Annotated in this window: 19 protein-coding genes; 7 read left to right on the top strand and 12 right to left on the bottom strand. The window is 34.1% G+C overall.

Translation table 11 applies throughout. The features are described from left to right. The 3 genes from J2Y60_RS14320 to J2Y60_RS14310 form a co-directional block, all read right to left on the bottom strand. Positions 1-3,744: an ATP-binding protein gene (locus tag J2Y60_RS14320; protein ID WP_309918976.1), complete on the bottom strand. Its 3,744-nt coding sequence runs from the start codon at positions 3,742-3,744 to the stop codon at positions 1-3. 233 nt (positions 3,745-3,977) lie between these two features. Then, positions 3,978-4,931, bottom strand: coding sequence for a methylenetetrahydrofolate reductase [NAD(P)H] (gene metF, locus J2Y60_RS14315; protein WP_309918974.1), 954 nt, complete (start codon positions 4,929-4,931; stop codon positions 3,978-3,980). Positions 4,932-5,027: 96 nt separating this feature from the next. Next, positions 5,028-5,321 carry a hypothetical protein gene (locus tag J2Y60_RS14310; RefSeq protein WP_309918972.1) on the bottom strand — a complete coding sequence of 98 codons (294 nt, stop codon included), beginning with the start codon at positions 5,319-5,321 and terminating at the stop codon, positions 5,028-5,030. A gap of 242 nt (positions 5,322-5,563) precedes the next feature. On the opposite strand from J2Y60_RS14310, the gene J2Y60_RS14305 reads away from it, so the two are divergent. Then, the gene (locus tag J2Y60_RS14305; protein WP_309918969.1) at positions 5,564-5,962 is read left to right on the top strand and encodes a hypothetical protein; all 399 of its coding nucleotides are present in this window, start codon (positions 5,564-5,566) and stop codon (positions 5,960-5,962) included. Positions 5,963-6,037: 75 nt separating this feature from the next. Here the strand turns inward: J2Y60_RS14305 and J2Y60_RS14300 are convergent, their stop codons facing one another. Next, complete coding sequence (locus J2Y60_RS14300; RefSeq protein ID WP_309918967.1) at positions 6,038-6,514, bottom strand: hypothetical protein; 477 nt, start codon at positions 6,512-6,514, stop codon at positions 6,038-6,040. Between the two features lie 226 nt (positions 6,515-6,740). Here J2Y60_RS14300 and J2Y60_RS14295 point away from each other — a divergent pair, with 226 nt between their 5' ends. Further along, on the top strand, positions 6,741-7,886 hold the full coding sequence (locus tag J2Y60_RS14295) for a lactonase family protein (RefSeq protein WP_309918965.1): 1,146 nt from the start codon (positions 6,741-6,743) through the stop codon (positions 7,884-7,886). Between the two features lie 78 nt (positions 7,887-7,964). On the opposite strand, the gene J2Y60_RS14290 is transcribed toward J2Y60_RS14295, so the two are convergent. The 5 genes from J2Y60_RS14290 to J2Y60_RS14270 form a co-directional block, all read right to left on the bottom strand. After that, a complete protein-coding gene (locus tag J2Y60_RS14290) occupies positions 7,965-8,168 on the bottom strand; it encodes a DUF3098 domain-containing protein (protein WP_309918962.1) in 204 nt (67 codons plus the stop codon). 50 nt (positions 8,169-8,218) lie between these two features. Next, a complete protein-coding gene (locus J2Y60_RS14285; RefSeq protein WP_309918959.1) occupies positions 8,219-9,100 on the bottom strand; it encodes a permease-like cell division protein FtsX in 882 nt (293 codons plus the stop codon). 122 nt (positions 9,101-9,222) lie between these two features. Next, positions 9,223-9,813 (bottom strand): bifunctional nuclease domain-containing protein, encoded by a 591-nt coding sequence (locus J2Y60_RS14280; RefSeq protein ID WP_309918956.1) that lies wholly within the window; start codon positions 9,811-9,813, stop codon positions 9,223-9,225. Between the two features lie 159 nt (positions 9,814-9,972). Then, positions 9,973-10,938 (bottom strand): electron transfer flavoprotein subunit alpha/FixB family protein, encoded by a 966-nt coding sequence (locus J2Y60_RS14275; RefSeq protein WP_309918953.1) that lies wholly within the window; start codon positions 10,936-10,938, stop codon positions 9,973-9,975. A 161-nt stretch (positions 10,939-11,099) separates the two neighbouring features. Beyond that, a complete protein-coding gene (locus J2Y60_RS14270; RefSeq protein WP_309918950.1) occupies positions 11,100-11,834 on the bottom strand; it encodes an electron transfer flavoprotein subunit beta/FixA family protein in 735 nt (244 codons plus the stop codon). Positions 11,835-12,000: 166 nt separating this feature from the next. On the opposite strand from J2Y60_RS14270, the gene J2Y60_RS14265 reads away from it, so the two are divergent. After that, positions 12,001-12,327: a tetratricopeptide repeat protein gene (locus J2Y60_RS14265; protein WP_309918947.1), complete on the top strand. Its 327-nt coding sequence runs from the start codon at positions 12,001-12,003 to the stop codon at positions 12,325-12,327. Positions 12,328-12,645: 318 nt separating this feature from the next. On the opposite strand, the gene J2Y60_RS14260 is transcribed toward J2Y60_RS14265, so the two are convergent. Together J2Y60_RS14260 and J2Y60_RS14255 are read right to left on the bottom strand one after the other, a co-directional pair. Continuing rightward, positions 12,646-13,467, bottom strand: coding sequence for a purine-nucleoside phosphorylase (locus J2Y60_RS14260; RefSeq protein ID WP_309918944.1), 822 nt, complete (start codon positions 13,465-13,467; stop codon positions 12,646-12,648). A 57-nt stretch (positions 13,468-13,524) separates the two neighbouring features. Further along, positions 13,525-14,745, bottom strand: a complete 1,221-nt coding sequence (locus tag J2Y60_RS14255; RefSeq protein ID WP_309918940.1) for an NAD(P)/FAD-dependent oxidoreductase — start codon at positions 14,743-14,745, stop codon at positions 13,525-13,527. 128 nt (positions 14,746-14,873) lie between these two features. Between J2Y60_RS14255 and J2Y60_RS14250 the strand changes: the two genes are divergently transcribed. The 4 genes from J2Y60_RS14250 to J2Y60_RS14235 all read left to right on the top strand — a co-directional run bounded on the left by J2Y60_RS14250 (position 14,874) and on the right by J2Y60_RS14235 (position 19,561). Further along, positions 14,874-15,854, top strand: coding sequence for a DNA/RNA non-specific endonuclease (locus J2Y60_RS14250; protein ID WP_309918936.1), 981 nt, complete (start codon positions 14,874-14,876; stop codon positions 15,852-15,854). A 218-nt stretch (positions 15,855-16,072) separates the two neighbouring features. After that, entirely contained in the window at positions 16,073-17,059 is a 987-nt protein-coding gene (locus tag J2Y60_RS14245) for a glycosyl transferase (protein WP_309918933.1), read from the top strand. Between the two features lie 47 nt (positions 17,060-17,106). Next, positions 17,107-18,279 carry a glycosyltransferase family 9 protein gene (locus tag J2Y60_RS14240; protein WP_309918930.1) on the top strand — a complete coding sequence of 391 codons (1,173 nt, stop codon included), beginning with the start codon at positions 17,107-17,109 and terminating at the stop codon, positions 18,277-18,279. Between the two features lie 187 nt (positions 18,280-18,466). Then, entirely contained in the window at positions 18,467-19,561 is a 1,095-nt protein-coding gene (locus J2Y60_RS14235) for a hypothetical protein (RefSeq protein WP_309994663.1), read from the top strand. On the opposite strand, the gene J2Y60_RS14230 is transcribed toward J2Y60_RS14235, so the two are convergent. Further along, the gene (locus J2Y60_RS14230; protein WP_309918925.1) at positions 19,558-20,721 is read right to left on the bottom strand and encodes an MraY family glycosyltransferase; all 1,164 of its coding nucleotides are present in this window, start codon (positions 20,719-20,721) and stop codon (positions 19,558-19,560) included. The two genes, J2Y60_RS14235 and J2Y60_RS14230, sit on opposite strands and share 4 nt — an antisense overlap. Positions 20,722-20,728 lie beyond the last annotated feature (7 nt).

The raw sequence follows: 20,728 nt of genomic DNA, 5'->3' as shown, positions 1-20,728 counted from the left end.
TTAAGGGGCTAATGGCAAGGTAAAAAAGAAAGTAGTTCCTTGGTTCTCTACAGTTTCAAACCAAATACTTCCTTTGGCATTATCTACTACCCATTTTGCTAAGGCTAAACCTACACCCGAGCCTTGGGTTTTCGTTGAATAGTCCAGCATAAATATTTTTCCACGGTGTTCTTCCCTAATTCCGATCCCATTATCTTGAATACTGAAAGTAACGGCTTCAATGCCTAACTCAACCACAATCATTACTTCAGGTATTTTAGTGGCTGGCACTGATTGAATGGCATTCATAATCAGATTTTTGATGATATTCCCCGTTAGCTGACGGTCACCAATTACTTTTACGGCTTTGTTTGGGACAATCATTCTTAATTCTAACTGAGAGTCGTCTGTGAATAAATTCACAACTTTTCTAGTCTCTTGAGCAAAATCAAATACCTCACTTTTAGGGATTGGTAATCTGGCAAAATCTGAAAAAGAAGTAGCAATATAGGAAAGGTTATCAATCTGCCCAGTTAACGATTCTATCTGGTCTTTAACTTGTGCTAAATCTAGTTCTGTTCCTCTTGAAAGCTTACGCCAAAGCAATTGTAAAGACAACTTCATTGGTGTAAGGGGATTCTTAATTTCGTGAGCCACCTGTTTAGCCATTTGTTGCCATGCAGATTGTTTATTCGCATCAGTCAGGGCTACTTTAGATTCTTCAAGCTTTACCAACATTTCATTATAGGCTTTCACTAATACACCTATTTCATCATCTGAACGCCATGAAAGTGGTTCGCTAGGCTTGCTTAAATCGACTTTCCTTAATTTATTGGTAATCATCTGCAACGGAACAATCAATACATTAGATGCTAAGTATGAAAACCATAGTAAAATTAAGAAAATGGTAGTGAACGTATTCAGCATTGAGCCAATTACGGAACTTACCTCTTTGGTAAAGTATGTTTTTGAATCGTAAAATGGTATACAAACAATCCCGAGTAATTTACCCTCATTGGATTTTAGCTTTAAGTAGGAAGTCTTGAAAGATAAATCGCCGATGGTTTCATCCAACATCACTTTAGCGTCCTTTTCTTCCATTAGCTTGATATAAGCTATTGGGTTGATATAATTAGAAAGAAAGCCATTTTCGAAGCTGAATGGTTTGTTATTAGCCAACAAATGACCTTTGGTATCAAAAACACTTATGTATTTTTTGGTACTTGTAGAAATACTATTAATCGTATCAGACAAAAACTGTTTACTCATTTTGCCTTGAACGAATCTATCAACTGCGGGCATTAAATTAATGCTTATGCTCTCTGTTTGATTTAGGTAGCCGTCTTGCTGGCTTTCCGAGAACTTGGCGCTGATAATGGTCAGGGTAATACTTACTACCAAAATCAAAGGTAACAAAAACGCGATATTGAGGTATATTTGAATCTTACTAGCAATGTTGATATTCATCATCGAAAAGCCGTAGTGTAAGGCATAACACAAGATGACGATAATGATGGTAAAAACTAATATCAAAAACAAGAATGAGAAATTGGCATAGATTGAAGCAATACTTTGTGATTCTGAAGAAACAATGATGGCTTTACCTTTGTTATTAACAAAGCCAATATGTCTATAACCATTTTCTTCTACTCCCTCTTGAAAAACCTCTCCCCCTTTTAGCACATCGCTAGATAGTTTTCTTTCATAATTAAAACCTTCCCCACCTGTTTTTATAATCTTTCCATTTTCATATACCGCAAAACTATAGGCATTGGCTTTTAGCTTCGTCCCCGTAAAAATTGGAGATTCACTATTAATGTCGTTAGAAAGCTGTGTTTTTCGCTTTAAATCTAAAATAATATACCCCGCAGAAGTATTTTCTTTATTCAAAAGCGGGATAAAATCGAAATACTGTTTGTTGGAATAAGCCTCTAAGTCGTTTACAAAATATATTTCTTCATTTTTTGTGCTATATTTTGGCAACCTAAACATCTTCTCGAAAGTGTGATAATTATCTATTTCATCGTTATTATCCAATGACTTACCAGTACTATCAAAAACAAAAACTTGCACATCGTAATAAGAAAAATAATTATCCAACAAATTATGTTTTACATAATTCCCTACTTGTTCTTTCGGTAGAAAATCGGATTTCATCAAATCAAGTATTGCCGAATCTCGGCTAATTGAAAGGCTTGCTTTGTTTAAAAGAAACTCCGCTTTTTCATCATTCTCATCGAAATAGCGTTTAGCAAACTGTTTTTTATGATTAAAATCTTCTTGAATATTTTCTTGATAAACCACATAGTTGCCTATGCCTGCACATACCAATGCCCCACCAAAGAAGTAAATGGAGGTTTGGTAACGGAAAGTATATAAATAGCGTGGAAATGACGTATAAAAAAGAACAACCAAATAAATACTGTAAAGTCCAAAAACAAAAAAACTAAAATTTGAGAAAATAAAAACAAGAAGACTAGTAAACAACAAAGCAATCAATAAGGAAATATACATCCATTTATCGTTGCGTCTATTTAGTTTAATAATCAAGATAATTAGGAAATGACTACTTAAAAAGTAAATCAGTGCAATCAATACATAGGCTAATAATGAAAACAATACCAACGGTTTTTCCCAAATATCGATGTTTAAAGCCAAACTAAGCTCATTATTAGATTTTTCATATATATCACCAAGAAGGCCATATATAAACTGAGTAAGGCCAAAACTACCTATCAATAATACTACAGTGCTAATTTTCTTAATAAGGTTTGGCAAATTCATCAACCATAAATAAGCCCTCATTTTGTAATAATAATTCACTAAGTAAATTAATAAGAACACAAAAATCAGTAAGTTGATAATTAAGTCGCCCAACGATGGAGATAAAATAGATGAACTAAAATATTTAGGATTAAAAAGGTCTGATTGGTAAAGTGAAAAAGGTATTGAATAAAAAAGTGAGATACTTCTTAATACAATCACAAACCCTAATAATATAACAAAAGCTAGGCCATGTCGATGGCTATTGTTTAAATACCAAAGCCAAGTAAATAAGTAAATAATTGCAAAAAATACACTTAGTAAACCACTAACAATTACCGAAGTTGAAATGATATAAATCTGAAAGTTGTCGCCTTGTTCTGTCGCAATGGAAAATAAGAATTGCCTAGATGCGGTATAAATATTAAGGTGATTGTTGGAAGAAGGTGTAATAGATATATCTTGAGCGTCCGTCCTGAAAATTTTGGTATTATATTGTTCACGCAGTCCATTAACCCTATATTCATTTGAATAATACAAATTCAACACAGAGAAAACCTCAATATTATTTTTCCCAATTGTTATTACTCTGCGATTTACTATTGATTTACCTGTTTCTAATAATAGTCCTTTTGTGGTATAATTCCCTTTGATTAATGAATAATCAGGAACAAACTGATTATCTGACCAAAAAATCAATTTGCCATTATTGAAAATAAAGTATGGGTATTCGGTTTTAGTAAACAGTGATCCAAATCTAATTTCTTTTAGATTATTGATGATACTGCTTACTTTATCTAAATCAAGGTTTGATTTTTGGATTTCTTTGACAACTTTATGTTGAATATCAGATAAATATTTTTCTTCAAATGTATTGCCTTTGTCATTTTCGATTACAACATACAATAAAGATGTTAGTCCAAAACACAAAAAAGCGAAACTCAGAAAGAGATTTCTTTTAAGGAAAAGAGAGATAAAAATTTTAGTAAATGTATGATTCATAACACTTTACTTGTGAAGAGCCCACTATTATACCAAACATTTTGAAAAATGCTTTGACATAACAACTAAGACTGACATGGATAATTTTATATTATTGAAAAAGAGGATTCATTCGTTCTACCAAAAATACTGTATTTTTTCAAAATAACTTAATCTAGACTAAACAAAAAGAAGAGCCTTATTATGTAAAAAGACTCTTCTTCAAAAATACATTAATATCGCTAAAATTTAATTTAAAAAATTGCTGCTGCAATCTTTTTTGTACTTTCAGATTTACTCATGGTATAAAAATGTAAGATTGGGGCATCAAAAGCTATCAATTCTTTACATTGCTGAATACACCATTCTATTCCTACCTGTTTTACGTCTTTATCTGTTTGGCATTGTCCTACTGCTTTTACCAAATCTTCGGGCATATCTAAATGGAAGATTCTTGGCAAAACTGTCAATTGTTTTTTTGTTGCCAAAGGTTTTAAACCCGGAATAATTGGCACATTAATTCCTTCTGCACGACATTTCTTTACGAAATCAAAATATTTTTGATTATCAAAAAACATTTGTGTAACGATATAATCTGCCCCTAATTCCACTTTCTTTTTCAAGTAAGCAAAATCGGTATTAAGGTTAGGTGCTTCAAAATGTTTTTCTGGATAACCTGCCACACCGATACAGAAATTGGTTGGCGAAGCTTGAGTTTCTTCGTGCAAGAGCTCACCTTTGTTCATTCTTACTACTTGTTGCAGTAAGTCGCTTGCATAGGCATGCCCTCCTTTTTCGGGTGTAAAAGCGGGATTGCCCTTCACAGGGTCGCCACGAAGAACTAATACATTATCAATTCCTAAATAATGTAAATCAAATAAAAAGTCTTCTGTTTCTTCTTTGGTAAAACCTCCGCAAATCACATGAGGAACTGCATCAACATTAAAACGGTTCATCAAGCTAGCACAAATACCGACAGTACCTGGACGTTTGCGAATAGGAATTCTATCTATCTGACCGTTCACAATTTTCTCTAAAAATTCTTCACGATGATACGTTACCTCAATAAAAGGCGGTTTAAATTCCATCAAAGGCTCGATATTACTCATTAACGATTGTATGCTTTCCCCTTTTACTGGTGGAATAATCTCAATTGAAAATAGCGTTTTGCCTTTGGCTTGCTCGATGTATTGGGTAATTTTGGTCATAATTAATATATATAAATCGCCGACTTTCAGGTGAATATCTTCATCAAATAGCCGTACATAGCATTAGTTTATATTTTGTACAAAGGTAGGCAAAACTTATAGAGTCAAAAACTCCTTTACTAACATTTCCCACTCCTGAGCCAGCGAACCCACAAAAACTGTTGATTTAGCACGCGTGTACCAATATTTGGCATTCCAATTATCACCTTCTTTTCTGTGTAAGTAGGCATGTAATTGGTCATACTTTTTTGAACCTTCATTGCTTTGGGCTATTTCATGGGCTTTCTCCCAATCTTCATTTGCATCATACCAAAGTGCAATTAACAATTCATGAACCGAGGTCGGTGGGGTTGGATGAGTTAGCGTTGCCTTAAATTCAGGGTAAGTCATCGAAGTTATCATTTAAATGAACCATAAAGTTACATACTATGTAGTAGCAAATAAAAATGCTAGTAGGCTATTTGTTCACTAAATGACTTATTTATTGTAGAAAATCCTCCATACTAGACAAAATGTCTTGTCAAACATGCAAAACAAGCCATTTTGTCTTACAAAATGAGCTGGTATAAGATTTGAAAGGATATAATAAACATATTTAACAAATATGTTTTTAACCTTTAAAGCGTGATAAGATGAACAACTATAAAATAGAGATTCCGAAAAATATACTAGCAGATATTGATTTTAGCAATACACTTAACGGTGGCAGAGTTGAGCCAAATATTGACGTAAATCTAACAGAAGAAGCTTTTGAAGTATTTGTAAAAGTAGCGGGTTTGAGTGCAGACCATTTACAAATGGACGTAGAGAACAACATTTTGTGGCTATATGCTTTGCAACCAGTGTTGAAAAAAGCAGAGGAAGGAGAAGCACATAATTTTGTTCCACAAACTATTGGCCATATTATGTTACCCAATTTTATTGATTTAGATAACATAGTTGCGAGATACTATAATAATCAGTGGAAAATAGTAATGCCTATTGATGGGCACAGAAAAGGCTTCAAGAAAAGAATAGAAGTAGAAATTTAAGGAAACAAACTAGCTATATATATGAGCCCTACGAAGTACGCTTCCGTAGGGCTTTTTTTGTATGCTTTCAGCTAACTAAAATGTATATCTGAATGACAAAGCGATTTCATCTGCCCAGAAACTACTATAATTAACGATATTGATAGCAGGTTTCCAGTCTAAACTGATTGCTAAAGGAATTGTTCTTGCATAAGCTTCTAAGCCAAGGATACCATCTAAACCTAGTACGGTAGTTTGATTTCTATCTAAAAATCCTGGACGTTTATCACCCCAAACATACACGTGACCACCGCCCCCAATGAACCAATTAAAGTCTCTAGAATTAAAGGCTCTGCCATGTACTTCATAAAGACCTGTTAAACCAAAACCTTCATAACGGAATGAGCCAATTACTTCTACTGCACTTTTTTCGTTTACAAAAGTTTTAAATGTAATACCATTGGTATTACCTAAACGAATACCTAACGCTGATTTGTATTGCCCTTGAGCTTTTACAGAAGTGCTTACACCCAATAAAACGAGTATAAAAGCACTGAATAATAGTTTTTTCATGCGATTGTTGTTAATATTTTAATCAAATCTCTTTTTTAAATTATCGTACCAAAGATTATCATGAAAATATGTAGAAAAAATACCCCACTATCCTAACCAGACGACATCTTGCAACATAATATGTTAGAATTGAGTAAAAATTAATCCCTACAATACTCTATAAGTAAAAATCAAAAAATACTTATCTTTTCAGAAATTATCATTAGTCATCCTAAATCTTCTCTCCATGAAAATCATTACTAAGTTTTTGCTAGTACTGCTTGTACTTTTTCAATCTTTTGCTTTTGCTACTAACATATCCAAACCCATAGCACCCAAAGAATTTTATTTATTGGTAGGTACTTATACATCAGGAAAAAGCGAAGGAATTTACGTCTATAAATTCAACAGTGAAACTGGAAATTATCAGGCAATCAGCATTACGAAAGGGTTGAAGAATCCTGCTTTTTTAGCTATCTCACCCAACCAAAAATATGTGTATTCTGTTGGTGAATTTAACAATGGTGGTGCGGTGTATGCCTTTGAGTTTGATAAAACAAAAGGCGTATTAAATCAATTGAGTACTCAGTCAGCAAATGGCTCAGGGCCTTGTCATGTAGCTGTTGATAAGACAGGAAAATGGGTAATTGTGGGGAATTATGGGGCTGGTAGCCTAAGTGTTTTACCTGTAGAAAGTAATGGCGGCGTAGGCACTGCCATTCAGACGATACAACATGAAGGCAAAGGAGTGAATGAAACAAGACAAGAAAAACCTCATGTGCATTCTATTAACATTGCTCCTAATAACGTTGATGTATTTGTACCAGATTTGGGAATTGATAAAATTGTTACTTACCAACTGGATAACACTACTGGAAAATTGACTGCGGGCAATCCTCCTTTTACAAAAGTACAAGATGGAACTGGACCAAGACATTTTACTTTTCATCCCAACAAAAAATTTGCGTATGTGATACAAGAATTAAGCGGAGAGATAACAGGCTTTCATTATCAAAAGGGAGGGCTTAAGGCTTTCCAAACTATTTCAACCTTACCCGCAGATTATAATGGTGGGAAATCCTGTGCAGATATTCATATTTCGCCTGATGGAAAGTTTCTATACGGCTCTAATAGAATTCATGATAGCATTGCTATTTATGCGATAGACCCTAAAACTGGTAAACTTACTTATATCACTAATCAAAGCGTATTAGGCAAAAAACCTAGAAATTTTATCATCGACCCTACGGGCAAATTTGTTTTGATTGCCAATCAGGATAGTGATAATATTACTATTTTTGAACGCGACCCTATTAAAGGAACGCTAACATCAACAGGAAAAGAGATTTCGGTACCCAATCCAGTTTGTTTAAAAATGATGAATGTTGATTAAAAGGTATTGATAATAAATCAAAAAACGCTCTTTAACCAATACGTTAAAGAGCGTTTTCATTTATAAGTATCTGCTTAACTAGGATTTTCTTAAAATAGCAAAAAATTCAATCGTAAAACCTGCCAATACAACGATTGGGCCTAGTGTTAAACCTAAAAATCCAAAGCCGAATTCTTCTTTATCTTGGCTCATGATAAAAAATCCGATAAGGATAATAGCTATTCCTAGCAACATTGTTAAGTAGTTTGTTTTTCCAAAAGGGAGTTTATCTTTATTAGTCATTTTATATTTTTATTTTGAATTTCAAATGAAAGTTGATTTTTTATTGATGCTTAATATAGCTCGTCTAATGATAATCGTAAATATCTTTCAACAGATTGGAATGTGCTTAGGATACCCATCAAAGTTCCAATAATCAAGATACCCAAAAGTAAATAAATCATTTTGTCCATTTCCTGTAATAGCACCAAGCCTTCTACCTTACGAACAGCTAGTTGTTGAAGTAAAATAAGCAATGAGCTTGCTACCAAACCACTAGTCAACCCTTGCAAGGCTCCTTTTATGATAAATGGTTTACGAATAAAACCATTGGTTGCTCCTACTAACTGCATACTTCTGATTAAAAATCGCTGAGAATACAATGATAGTTTAATGGTATTGTTTACTAAAATGATGATAATCAACAGTAACAACAATACAAAAACAGAGAGTACTAAATAAATCTTTGAAATATTTTTATTTACCTCCTCCACAAAATTTTCAACATATGCTACTTCATGAACGCCAGGAATTACTTCTAGTGCTGTTTTAATTTCTTTTAATTTGACATCATTAAAATACTCTTGCTTAATTTTTACAGCATATAGGTTATGAAGAGGATTATTATCACCCAAAAGTTTACGATAATCTTCTCCAGATTCCTCAATAAATTGTTTGGCAGCTACTTCTTTAGAAATAAAATTGATTTGAGGAGAATTGTCTTTTAAAAGTACAAACTCCTTTTTGGTCAACAATTTGTAAATTGAATCAAGTTTGCTGGTAGTTAAATCGTCATCTAAATATACTTGTAGCTCAACGTTTTGCTTAACTAATTCGGCCAATTTACGAGCATTCAGCGTTAACAAACCGCACATTCCGATTAAGAAAAGTGCTATGGTTAAGCTAATAACGACCATTACATTCGGCGTACTTCCTAATTTTTTTATTTTAGCCATATCATCTTGAGGCAAAGATTACAAACAAATTTACGATTTTTATATCGCAATGAAAGCCAATTAACGCTTTTTAACAAAAAGCCATCTGAGGTTTTCAGATGGCTTTTTTTAGAATCCTTTGTTTAATTTCTTTTATCTAGTTCGTCACGAATTTTCGCAGCCTTTTCATATTCTTCATTAGCAAGGGCTTCTTGCAACATTTTGTTAAGCTGTTCCACTGGATTTTCTTTCAAAATCTCACCAAAAGTCTTTTTAGGCTTAATTTCTGGTTCAATATCATCAATTAAAGGGTCTTTCGACGACTCGTTGGTTGAAATACCTGCTTCCGATAATACATTTTCGAAGGTATAAATCGGCACATTGAAACGTAAAGCAATAGCGATGGCATCCGACGGGCGGGCATCAATATAAGTATCTTTAATACCGTCAGTACAATGAATTCTAGCGAAAAAGACACCTTCTTTGATGTCCGTTATTGAAATTTCACTCACTGAATAATGAAAAGTACGAGCAAACGCTTTAAATAAATCATGAGTCATCGGGCGATTAGGCTCGATTTTCTCAATTTCAATGGCAATTGCTTGGGCCTCAAACATGCCAATGATGATAGGTAACCTTCTGGGACCAAACTCTTCTCCTAATATCAATGCGAACGAACCCGTTTGAGATGAACTAGGAGACAATCCTAATATTTCTAATTTTATTTTTTCCACTTTACAAATATATGCTTTTAATAATTGGGGTTTTCATTAGCAAGTAACAAAGATATAAACCCCGATAAATTTAAAAAAGTTTTCTGGATATTCATTCAAAATAAAAGACCTGTGACATTTAAATTTCACAGGTCTTTGAAATAATCTTTGTAAAGTTACTTATTTTGATGCCAAAACAGCTTTAGTCAGTCTAGGTAAAATATCAAAAACATCTCCTACTATACCATAATCTGCCGCTTTGAAGAAAGGAGCTTCAGGGTCTTTATTAATCACCACAATTACTTTTGATGAATTGACTCCCGCTAAATGTTGGATTGCTCCTGATATACCAGCAGCAATATACAAATTAGGAGAAACCTTGATACCCGTCTGTCCAACGTGCTCATGGTGAGGTCTCCAATCTAAATCAGAAACAGGTTTTGAACAAGCCGTAGCTGCCCCTAAAGCATTCGCTAAGTCCTCGACAATGCCCCAGTTTTCAGGGCCTTTCAATCCGCGTCCAGCCGATACTACTAAGTCGGCCTCTGGTAAAGAAATAGTGCTTGATGCTTTATGCGTTTCAATTAATTTCACACCAAAATCGCTATCATTTAACGCAGGTGCAAACACTTCTACAGTAGCCAAAGCATCCGTTTCCACAGGACTCACCGCATTTTTCTTAATCGCTATGATTTTTTTATCACTTTTCAGTGACACACTAGCAAAAGCCTTACCTGTATAAATGCTCCTAGTTACCACAAAACCATTGGTTAAATTTGGCAACGCCGTTACATTAGAAACGATTGAAGCCTTTAATTTGCCTGCTACCCTAGCAGCAACAGCATCTCCCAACGATGATTTTGCCAGCACAACAATATCAGCACCATCGGTATTAACAGCTTCAGTCAATACAGAGGCATAAGCTTGAATATTTGAAACGGCTAAACGAGCATCATTAGCATGAAGTACTTTGGTTGCACCAAAACTACCAGCCTTCGCTAGTTCACTTTCAGAAGCTTCGCCAATGGCTAATACCGTAGCAGAAGTACCTTGCAACTTAGCAAGTTCTGAGCCATAAAAAACGGCTTCGAGCGAAGATTTTTTTATCGCTCCATTATCTAATTCTGTGAATATTAAAACAGACATTTTATTTCAGATTTTAATGTAAGTAAATTAGAGTCGTGAATTGTGAGTGAAGAGTTGTGAATCAAAATTTTGATGTACAACACTTTAACTCGCACCCCAACTTTTTTTATGCTACATAGATTAATTGAACCTAAGGGATTTGCAATTATTCCTTTAATCACTTACAGAACCTTTGCTTCAGTTTTTAATAGTGTGATTAATTCCTCAGCATTTTCAGCTGGAATCATTTTGCAAGCTCCTTTTGGTGCAGGTAATTGATATTTATCTGTACTTGTTAAACCTTCACCTACTGGCTCTACTACTTTCAAAGGCTTTGTTCTTGCCGTCATGATACCTCTCATGTTCGGAATCTTCCATTCTGCAATAGGCTCCTGACAGCCCAATACTAAGGGCAAGCTAGCTTCTAAATCTTCTTTCCCTCCTTCTATTTCACGGGTAATTTTTGCTGTAGTACCTTCAATATCCAGTTTCATGACAGGTGACAAAGACGGAATTCCTAACATTTCTGCTACCAGTCCATGCACTACGCCACTATTGAAATCGATAGATTCACGTCCCATCAAAATTAAATCGTATTTTTCCTGAGCAGCAATACTAGCAATTTGGCTTGCCACAAAATAAGAATCTGTTGCCTCGCTGTTCACACGAATGGCATCATCGGCACCAATTGCCAAGCATTTACGGATTACAGGTTCAGCATCTGCTTCACCCACATTCAGCACTGTTACAGTGCCTCCATGCTGTTCTTTTAATTCTACTGCACGCGAAAGTGCATAATCGTCATAGGGTCCAGTAATATAGGTTACGCCCGCTTTATTGAATTTTGTATCTCCGTCCGTGAACGAAATTTTCGCTGTGGTGTCGGGTACACTTGTTACACAAACTAAAATTTTCATTGTATATCGTTTATTTTGTTAATCTTTTGAGTTTTGTTTCAAGAATTACATGATAAATTTAACTTTTAAAGGTTTAATTTGTAGTATTCCTTATTTCATCACAATAATAACGAAAAGTTTTAATAATAGTATGCAAGCATACTATTATTTATAAATATTTTATCAAATGTCATTTAACAGATTAGCTTTACTAAAACAGTTTCTGGAAGAAGAACCCGAAAACCCTTTTAATCACTATGCATTGGCAACTGAATTGTTGAAATCAGATGCCACAGAAGCAGGTAATATTTATTTGTTTCTCTTGAAAAATCATCCAGACTATCTGCCGACTTATTATCATGCAGGGGCTTTATTTTCGGAATTTGGAGAAACGAATTTAGCGGAAAAGATTTATACTGATGGCATCGCCTTAGCCCAAAAAGTAGGTAATGAAAAAGCCTTGAAAGAATTGAAAGGTGCTTATCAGTTATTTTTAGATGAATTAGAGATGTAATGGAGATTGTCTGAAAATGAAAATATCGTCTTTTCTATTAGCGGTGATTTAAGTCCTACTGATCACCCACATATCCATAAGCACCTGATAATCATATCCTTATCACTAGCGAGGGACTTAAGTCCCTCGCTAGTGATAAGAAATTCACGTAGCCAAGCTATGACAAGAGGCGACCAAAGCTCGGTTTGAAGGATGATTTAAGCCCATTTCAATCTATTTTATCAATAATCAGCTCTTCATTTCAACTTTGTAAAAGATGTGGGTAATTGATAGGATTTAAGTCACCCCCTAATAGAAAATCCACTCATGGCATGACTTTTAAGCTTCTTCGATTAAAGCCTTGATTATCTTCGTCATCAATGGTTCTGATTTACTGGCAGCAGCAATAATTTTTTCCAAACTTGCTTTTTGTAAGGTTTCAGGAATCCCCATATCGGTAATGATAGACATCCCAAAACATTTTATTCCCATCTGATGTGCCACGATAATTTCAGGAACGGTAGACATCCCCACGGCATCGGCGCCTAACATTCTCAATAATTTATATTCCGCTCTGGTTTCTAATTGTGGCCCAGAAGCCATCACATAAACTCCCTTTTGAACAGGTATATCCAATGACTGTGCGATAGCTTCTGCTTTGCTGATTAAAGATAAATCATATGGGTCGCACATATCAGGAAAACGGTCGCCAAAGGTTGAAATATGTTTGCCTGTCAAAGGATTTTCAGGCATAAACAAACTGATGTGGTCTTGGATAATCATTAAGTCGCCCACTTTGAAGGCTGGATTCATTCCTCCCGAAGCATTTGAAACGATTAGCTGACGTACACCCAATTGTTGCATTACTCTCACCGGCAAAGTAACTTCCTTCATAGAATAGCCCTCATAAAAATGGAAGCGTCCTTGCATACAAATTACATGTTTCGTGCCTATTTTACCAAAAATCAGTTTGCCTTGATGAAACTCAACCGTTGACACAGGGAAATGTGGAATGTCTGCATAGTTAATACTCTTTATGATGTCTATCTCGTTCACCAAAGCACCCAAACCTGTGCCAAGAATAATACCAAAATCAGGATTAAAATCAGGTACTTGTTGCTGAATAAATTCAGCGGTTTTTACTATTTGTTGATAATACATATCGGTATAAATTAGCTGATTTTGAAATAACTATTTATTCTTTTTGAATCGAACATCCTACATATTTTTGCCTGCCACAAAGCCCGTCGTCCAAGCAGCTTGAAAATTAAAGCCTCCTGTGACGGCATCAATATCCAAGACTTCCCCAGCAAAGAATAGGTTTTTAATGTACTTGCTTTCCATCGTATGCGGATTAACCTCTGCCAAATTTATTCCTCCACAAGTAACAAATTCTTCTTTGAAAGTCGTTTTTCCTTTCACCTTCTGTGGGCAATTCAGCAAATATTCAATTAATTTATTGGTTGATTTATTAGAAATATCTATCCAGCGAAGTGTTTCATCAATATCGGAAAGTTCACAAAGTTTTTTCCAAAGCCGTGAGGGTATTGAAAACTGTGGGTTCGACTGGATGATTTTCTTCGGACTTACCTTTTTTTGTAATAAAAAGTTTTCTCTCATTTGGTTTTCTGAAAACTCAGGATTCCAATTAATCAGTGCTGTAAAATCATAATTTGCTTCGGCTAATTCTCTAGCCCCCCATGCCGAAAGTTTTAAAATAGCTGGTCCTGAAAAACCCCAATGTGTAATCAATAAAGCACCTTCTTGTTGCAACTTTTTCCCTGCTATTCTTACAGATGCATTCTGCACACTCACCCCCGAAAGTTCAGTAAAAAGAGAATCTGGGACATTGAAAGTAAATAAAGAAGGGACAGGTTCGATAATTTGATGACCTAAATCAGCTAGCCATTGATAGGCAGTTTTTTGGGGATTTCCACCCGTAGTTATCAATAGTGCATCGCAAGGCAATGTTTCGCCACCAAGCAATTCAACGCCTGTTACTGTTTTTTCATTTGTTAATATAGCTTTAACGCTAGTAGAGGTAATGACTTTTACACCTACCTTTTTAGCTTTTTCTTCCAAGCAACTAGCAATTGTTTCAGAACTATCAGTATCGGGAAACATCCTGCCATCTGGCTCCGTCTTTAGTCTAACTCCTTGTTTTTCAAACCACTCAACAGTATTTTTGGCATTAAACTGAGTAAACAAATTTTTCAGAAAGCTCCCTCCTCTTGGGTAAAACTTAGCGAGCTGTTTATTATCAAAACAAGCGTGTGTAACATTACAACGCCCACCACCAGATATACGAACTTTATTTAAAACAGTCCTATTTTTTTCTAAAAGTGTTATTTTCGCATCAGGATTACTTTCAGCGGCCGAGATTGCACCGAAATAACCAGCTGCACCAGCCCCAATCACTATTATATTTTTTTTTGACATTGATTCTTATCGAAGCCACCTTTATGTACTTCCTTGAAAAACAAAATTACTAAAAATGTAATGGTAAATTTCATTTGAGCGTTTTCAAAAATCTATTAATAATCTAAAACGGTGCAATACCTAAAACCATGGGCAAAATCAAATTTCTTTTTTTCCTACTCCTGCTTGGCATTGTTCTGTATTACCTAGGAAAGCCTGCACCTCTAAAGTCGCTACAAAAAGATTTTGAGAAAATAACCACTCAAAAAAAATCATCCGAAAAAGAAAAATCCAAACAGGAGGATAATGAGGAGGAGACAGACAAAGAGTCGGGTGGTATTACTGATGATTTATCTAAAAAAATAGAAGATAAAATAGAAAGTTCAGTCCTAGAAACCATTAAAGAAAAGCTTTTTGGCGATAATAAGGGTAAGCCCAAAAATAGCGACGGCGGTAGTTTAGATGATTATATTCCTTCTTCAAAATTCAATCAAGAGATTGTTCGTCATACAGCCTTTATTTTAAATTATCGTGAAGAATATGAGCAAGCTTCTTGGGTTTTACATCGTTTGATTAAAGAAGCTGTGGATGGCAACGCAACACGCTCTAATGAATTTATTGAAGACCCTCTCGTTGAAACAGGTTCGGCTCATACGCGTGATTATTCACGTTCTGGCTACGACCGTGGCCACTTATGCCCTGCAGCAGATTTTAAATATGATAAGGCATTAGAAGACGAAACCTTCTATATGTCGAACATGTCCCCACAAACCCCCGATTTTAATCGAGGAATTTGGAGTAATTTAGAAAGCAAAATTCGTCAGTGGGTTATTCGTAGAAATGAATTAATTATCATCACAGGGCCAATATTGAAAAAAGGGCTCAAAACAATTGGAAAAATTAATTTAGTGGCTGTTCCGACACATTTTTATAAAATAGTTTACGACCCTTACAACGAAAAAGCCATAGCATTTGTCTTACCAAATGAGGGTTCTGTAAAATCTATCAAATCGTTTTCTGTTAGTATTGATTCCATTGAAGTATTAACTGGTATTGATTTTTTTGAGAAACTGCCCGATAGTTTAGAGCAAAAAATTGAAACAAAAAATAGACCCGAAGATTGGTTTTAAGTTATTTTATTGACCATCTTAAATATATTTGAGTCTGTTTAATGATAATGTCGTAACTTTATTTTCGAAAATATTATCTTTTTGAATAGCATTAAAATGTTATTTGTGATAAAATATTAGAAAAATTAAGTTTATTCCACAAAAAACACACTTATTCTTACTTTTAAATTAACCCTAAACTTTATTACCATAGTAGTAGCTTAAATTTTTAAAAAACTATGACGTTAGCCTTTACAATTTGTTCCATAAATTATCTTGCCCAAGCCCAAACACTGGGGCAGTCTCTACAAAAAACTAACCCTGATATAGAATATGTAATTGGATTAGTGGATAGGCTTGATCAGGTAAGTTTAGATAGTGAAAAAACTCCTCCTTTTCAGCTACTAGAGATTGATAAGATTGGTATTGATTGTTTGGATGCTATGTGCGAAAATTATGACATTACAGAACTCAATACTGCTGTTAAACCATTTTACTTTGACTACTTTTTCAAGCATAGAAAAGATATCAAGAATGTTATTTACTTTGACCCTGATATTATAGTTTATCAAAAATTAAGTAAATTAACAGAAAGCTTACAAACAAAAAGCATTGTAGTTACTCCACACATCACATCGCCGATTCTCGATGATTATGATACTAAAGAAATTGCACATCTAAACACGGGTATTTACAATTTAGGCTTTATTGCTGTTGCTAGAAGCAAGGAAAGTTTAGAGATGATTGACTGGTGGAAAGAGCGTCTTACAAATGACTGTAGAATAGATTTGTGCAATGGCTTGTTTGTAGACCAACACTGGATAAATTTCGTTCCTATTTATTATAAAAATGCTGTGTTAATTGAAAAACACCCTGGGTATAATGTTGCTTATTGGAATCTTCACGAGCGGCAAATTACTAAACATGGAGAATATTTCTATAGTAATAATGAGCCTTTAATATTTTTCCATTATAGTGGTTATCAATTAAGTAAACCCGATAGCGTTTCGAAATATCAGGATCGCTCAACTTTTGAAAAAAGACCTGATATCGTTCCTCTTTTTAAAGACTATGCCCATAAATTAAAAGAAAACTTTAATGACTATTATATCAAGATTCCATGCTTTTATATTAAACCGCCAAAAGTAAAACGCTATAAAAGAGTACGGAAAGCATTACAATTGCCCTTTAGGAAAGTAGTAGAATTAATCAATTCGGATAAATAAATACTACTATTATAAGGTAGTAATCTAACCCCTGTTCATAAAACATTATGCTAAAAAGAGAGTATTGTGGAAATAGACCAACTAAGCTAAGACTAAGAGTATTAGACTTATTTGTTGATTTCTTTGTTTTTATTTTCCGAAAAACTAAACATAATAAGTACATTGTACCCAACAAAATTTTACTTTTTAATTTTGGTCACCTAGGCGATATGCTGATGATGAGTTATATGATAAATGCGCTGAAGAATAAGCATCCACATATTGAAATTCACATAGTAGCAGGTAGTTGGTGTAAAAATTTAATTGTAAATAATCCTCTATACGACAAAGTATTTTTTATTAATCATTACCGCACCAACAGAAGCACCATTTCGATTTTTGCAAAATTCAAATTATATGTAAATGATATTAAAACATTTTTAGCTGAACATAAAAATCTATATTATTCCCATTCTTTTGATTTCAGGTATTCTGGTTATAATGCTAATTTACTGTTACCATTTTTAAATGCTGAGCAAAAAATAGGCTTTGGTACACGAGGAATGGGGAGTTTACTAGACATAGAATATTATATGCTTCCTACACCTTTCCATTCGATTGATCAGCAGATTCAAAGTTTAAGAAGCTTAGGGGTTGCGCAAACGAGTAAAAACATTGAACCTATTTTATTAATGCCTGCTGACGAGAAAAATACACTCGACATCCAAAAAGATTATTTTATCATTTTCCCAGAAGCTGGCACAAAAAACAGAATGTTTTCAAATGCATTTTGGATAACAATCAGCGATTATATCCTAGAAAAAAGACCAGACGTTCAAATTATGATATGTGGTCTTACAGAATATTCTAGCAAGCTAAATGTTGAACTTGAAAAAAAATATCCTGGAAAAATTATTGATGCAGTGGGTAAACTATCCATTTTACAAATGATTCCTGTGCTGAAAGAATCAATCGGCGCCCTTACGCTAGATTCTTTCCCTGCTCATATTGCCTCCACCATAACCACTACCCTATGTTTGTTTAAAGAAGGCACAGGCTTAGAGTATTTCCCGATTAATGCCAAACCTACTTATATCATTCACGACCATAAGTATTCAAAAGACGTTAAATCATTTAGAGAGCAAATGACGATTCATTATATTACCTCTTTGAACGAGCGAATTTTACAAAAAATAGTTACTCAAGCAATGGACGAATTATTTAAGTTTAAAAAATCTTAACATAGCAAACTTAATTTAGTTATATATGAATGATAGATGAAAGTAGTTTGCAAAACACCTTTATTGGCATTATTTTTGCCTTAAATTTTCTTACAAACAATATAATTTATCAGCGTATTATTTTCAGCTTTGAACACCCTTCCCTTTTATAAAAAGATATTTTGAGTTTTTTATAAGTTTTTATTGAATGGATACCAAAATCATGACAAATCCTTCTGAATTAAATGAATCGGATAAAACTTATCGGGCTTTGGAAAACTCTATCTTAAAAATACAGAGATCCATTAATAAATTAGCCAAAAAGTCAAATCCAAGCCACGAACTTCAAGCTTTCTGGGAACTCGGAGACCTTTCTCTCATTAACTGGATTAGTGATACAAATTGTTATATCAGTCGCAGAGGTCAAAAATTACAATATTTAGCCAAGCCTTCTAAATTAGAAATAATTACCTTTCACTTAGAAGAAGGGGATAAAATATTAATCTGCGGAGAATCGCTGATGAACAAAATCTCTGAGGATGAGATTGACGAAATTCTTCATAACAGTACAGGTGTTAAAGATTCTTGTTTGAATTTATTGAAAATCGCTAATATCGATACTCCTTATAGCGTATATAATGTACACAATGTAATAGTGTTGGAAGTAATAGATCAGAAAAAGGTGGTTACGCCCGTCATCTCCAATGACAATAACCCATTCATTACTAAATCGAATGATAAATACTTATTTATTCCGATTGTTTTAGTAATATTCAGTTTGTTGGCTTATTCTTATGGCAGGAAAAACACTTTTGATATTTCTATGCTATTTAATCGTCAAGAAAATAAAGTAGTTGTTGAAGATACTGTTGATATAACACCCAAAGATTCATTGCAACCTATCCAAAACAATCAGGTTATAGTTGATGATTTTGAAGATAATAAACTAACTGAAACAGCTAAAAATTCGACAAATAATTTTGAAGAATCAAATCCTAAACAAAGCACAAATAAATTAGAAACATCAAAATCTGATTTTTCAACCTTTGATGAGCCTAAAAGTACTGGACCTACTGAAGGTTCCAAATCAAAAGCAAAGCCTTTTAGTTATTCGAAAGAACAACAAAACTACACTGCTCTATTGGAACAAAAAGACAAATGGACAGCTATCAGAAAAGACTTACAGGACAAATACAATAGCGGAGATTTGTCAGTGAGTGATCAATTAGAGAATAGTAAAAAAGTGCTAGACAGAATTGGACAAAAGATAAAAGAAAGTGCTAAAAAACTAAATCAAGATTAAGCTTTTAATACTTCTTCTGTCTCTGGTTTTTCAGTTTTAACTTCTGATTTAGTCTCTTTTTGTAATGTTAATAAACGCTTTTGGTTATTTGTTTTTAGTAAATGTGCTACTGTCATGTAAACTACAAACAATAAACATAACAAGTAAAGGGAAGTAGTATTTTCGGCTTTCTTGCTAATAAAAACAAATAGTAGCGTAGAAATAATGGTAAAACACCACAGTACCATCGACGCCTGAAAATGGCTTAAACCACTATCAATCAGAAGATGATGAAGGTGGTTTCTATCTGCTACAAAAGGGGATTTCTTGTTTTTCAACCTAATAATGAATACGCGCAAAGTATCAAAAATAGGTACTACCAATACAATAATAGCCAATATGGGCGCTGCAAAAGTACTATTAGGGTCGAAGCGATATTGAACATTTAACTGAATAAATCTCACGGCGAAAAGAGCCAAAATAAAGCCAACAATCAATGAGCCAGTATCACCCATAAAGATTTTGGATGTCTTTGAAAAGTTAAATCTTAAGAAACCTAACAATGCCCCAGCCATTGAGGCTGCTAAACAAGCCAAAGCATAATGTTCATTTAAATAAAACCAAATTCCAAACAATCCCCCTGCTATCATACCAATTCCCCCCATTAGTCCATCGATACCATCAATTAGGTTTACGGCATTAATCAACGCAATAAAGACAAAAACTGTAAGCGGTAAACTGATGATATAAGGAACGGAGTAAATGCCAAAAATACCAAAAAGGTTTTCTATTCTTAAATCTCCAAGCACTACTACTAATAACGAAGCACCAATCTGCACATACATCTTTTTCTTTGGAGCCAAAATCAGAATATCATCTTTTACACCTAAAAAGAACAAAATAACAATAGAAGAAATAGAGAGGTGTATTAACTGACCTTCGTCTGGGTTTTCCCATAGAAAGTAACTAATTAACATCGAAGCAAATACTGCTACGCCTCCTAAAGTAGGAGTAGCTTGTTGATGGGAACTCCTTTCTATCGGACTTGCCATTAAGTTTTTAAGTGTCGAAATATTAATAATAACAGGAATGGCTGTAATTGATGTAGCACAAGCAACCACTGTGGAAACAATGACATGAAAAAGGTTACTATTGTAAAATGTCCAAAAAGAATTATTCATTGCTATT

It is taken from the genome of Arcicella sp. BE140 (genome assembly GCF_031456255.1).
GTDB classification, from domain to species: Bacteria; Bacteroidota; Bacteroidia; order Cytophagales; family Spirosomataceae; genus Arcicella; species Arcicella aquatica.
Note: the sequence above shows the minus strand (reverse complement) of the source record. Positions and strands in the feature narration are given on the sequence as shown.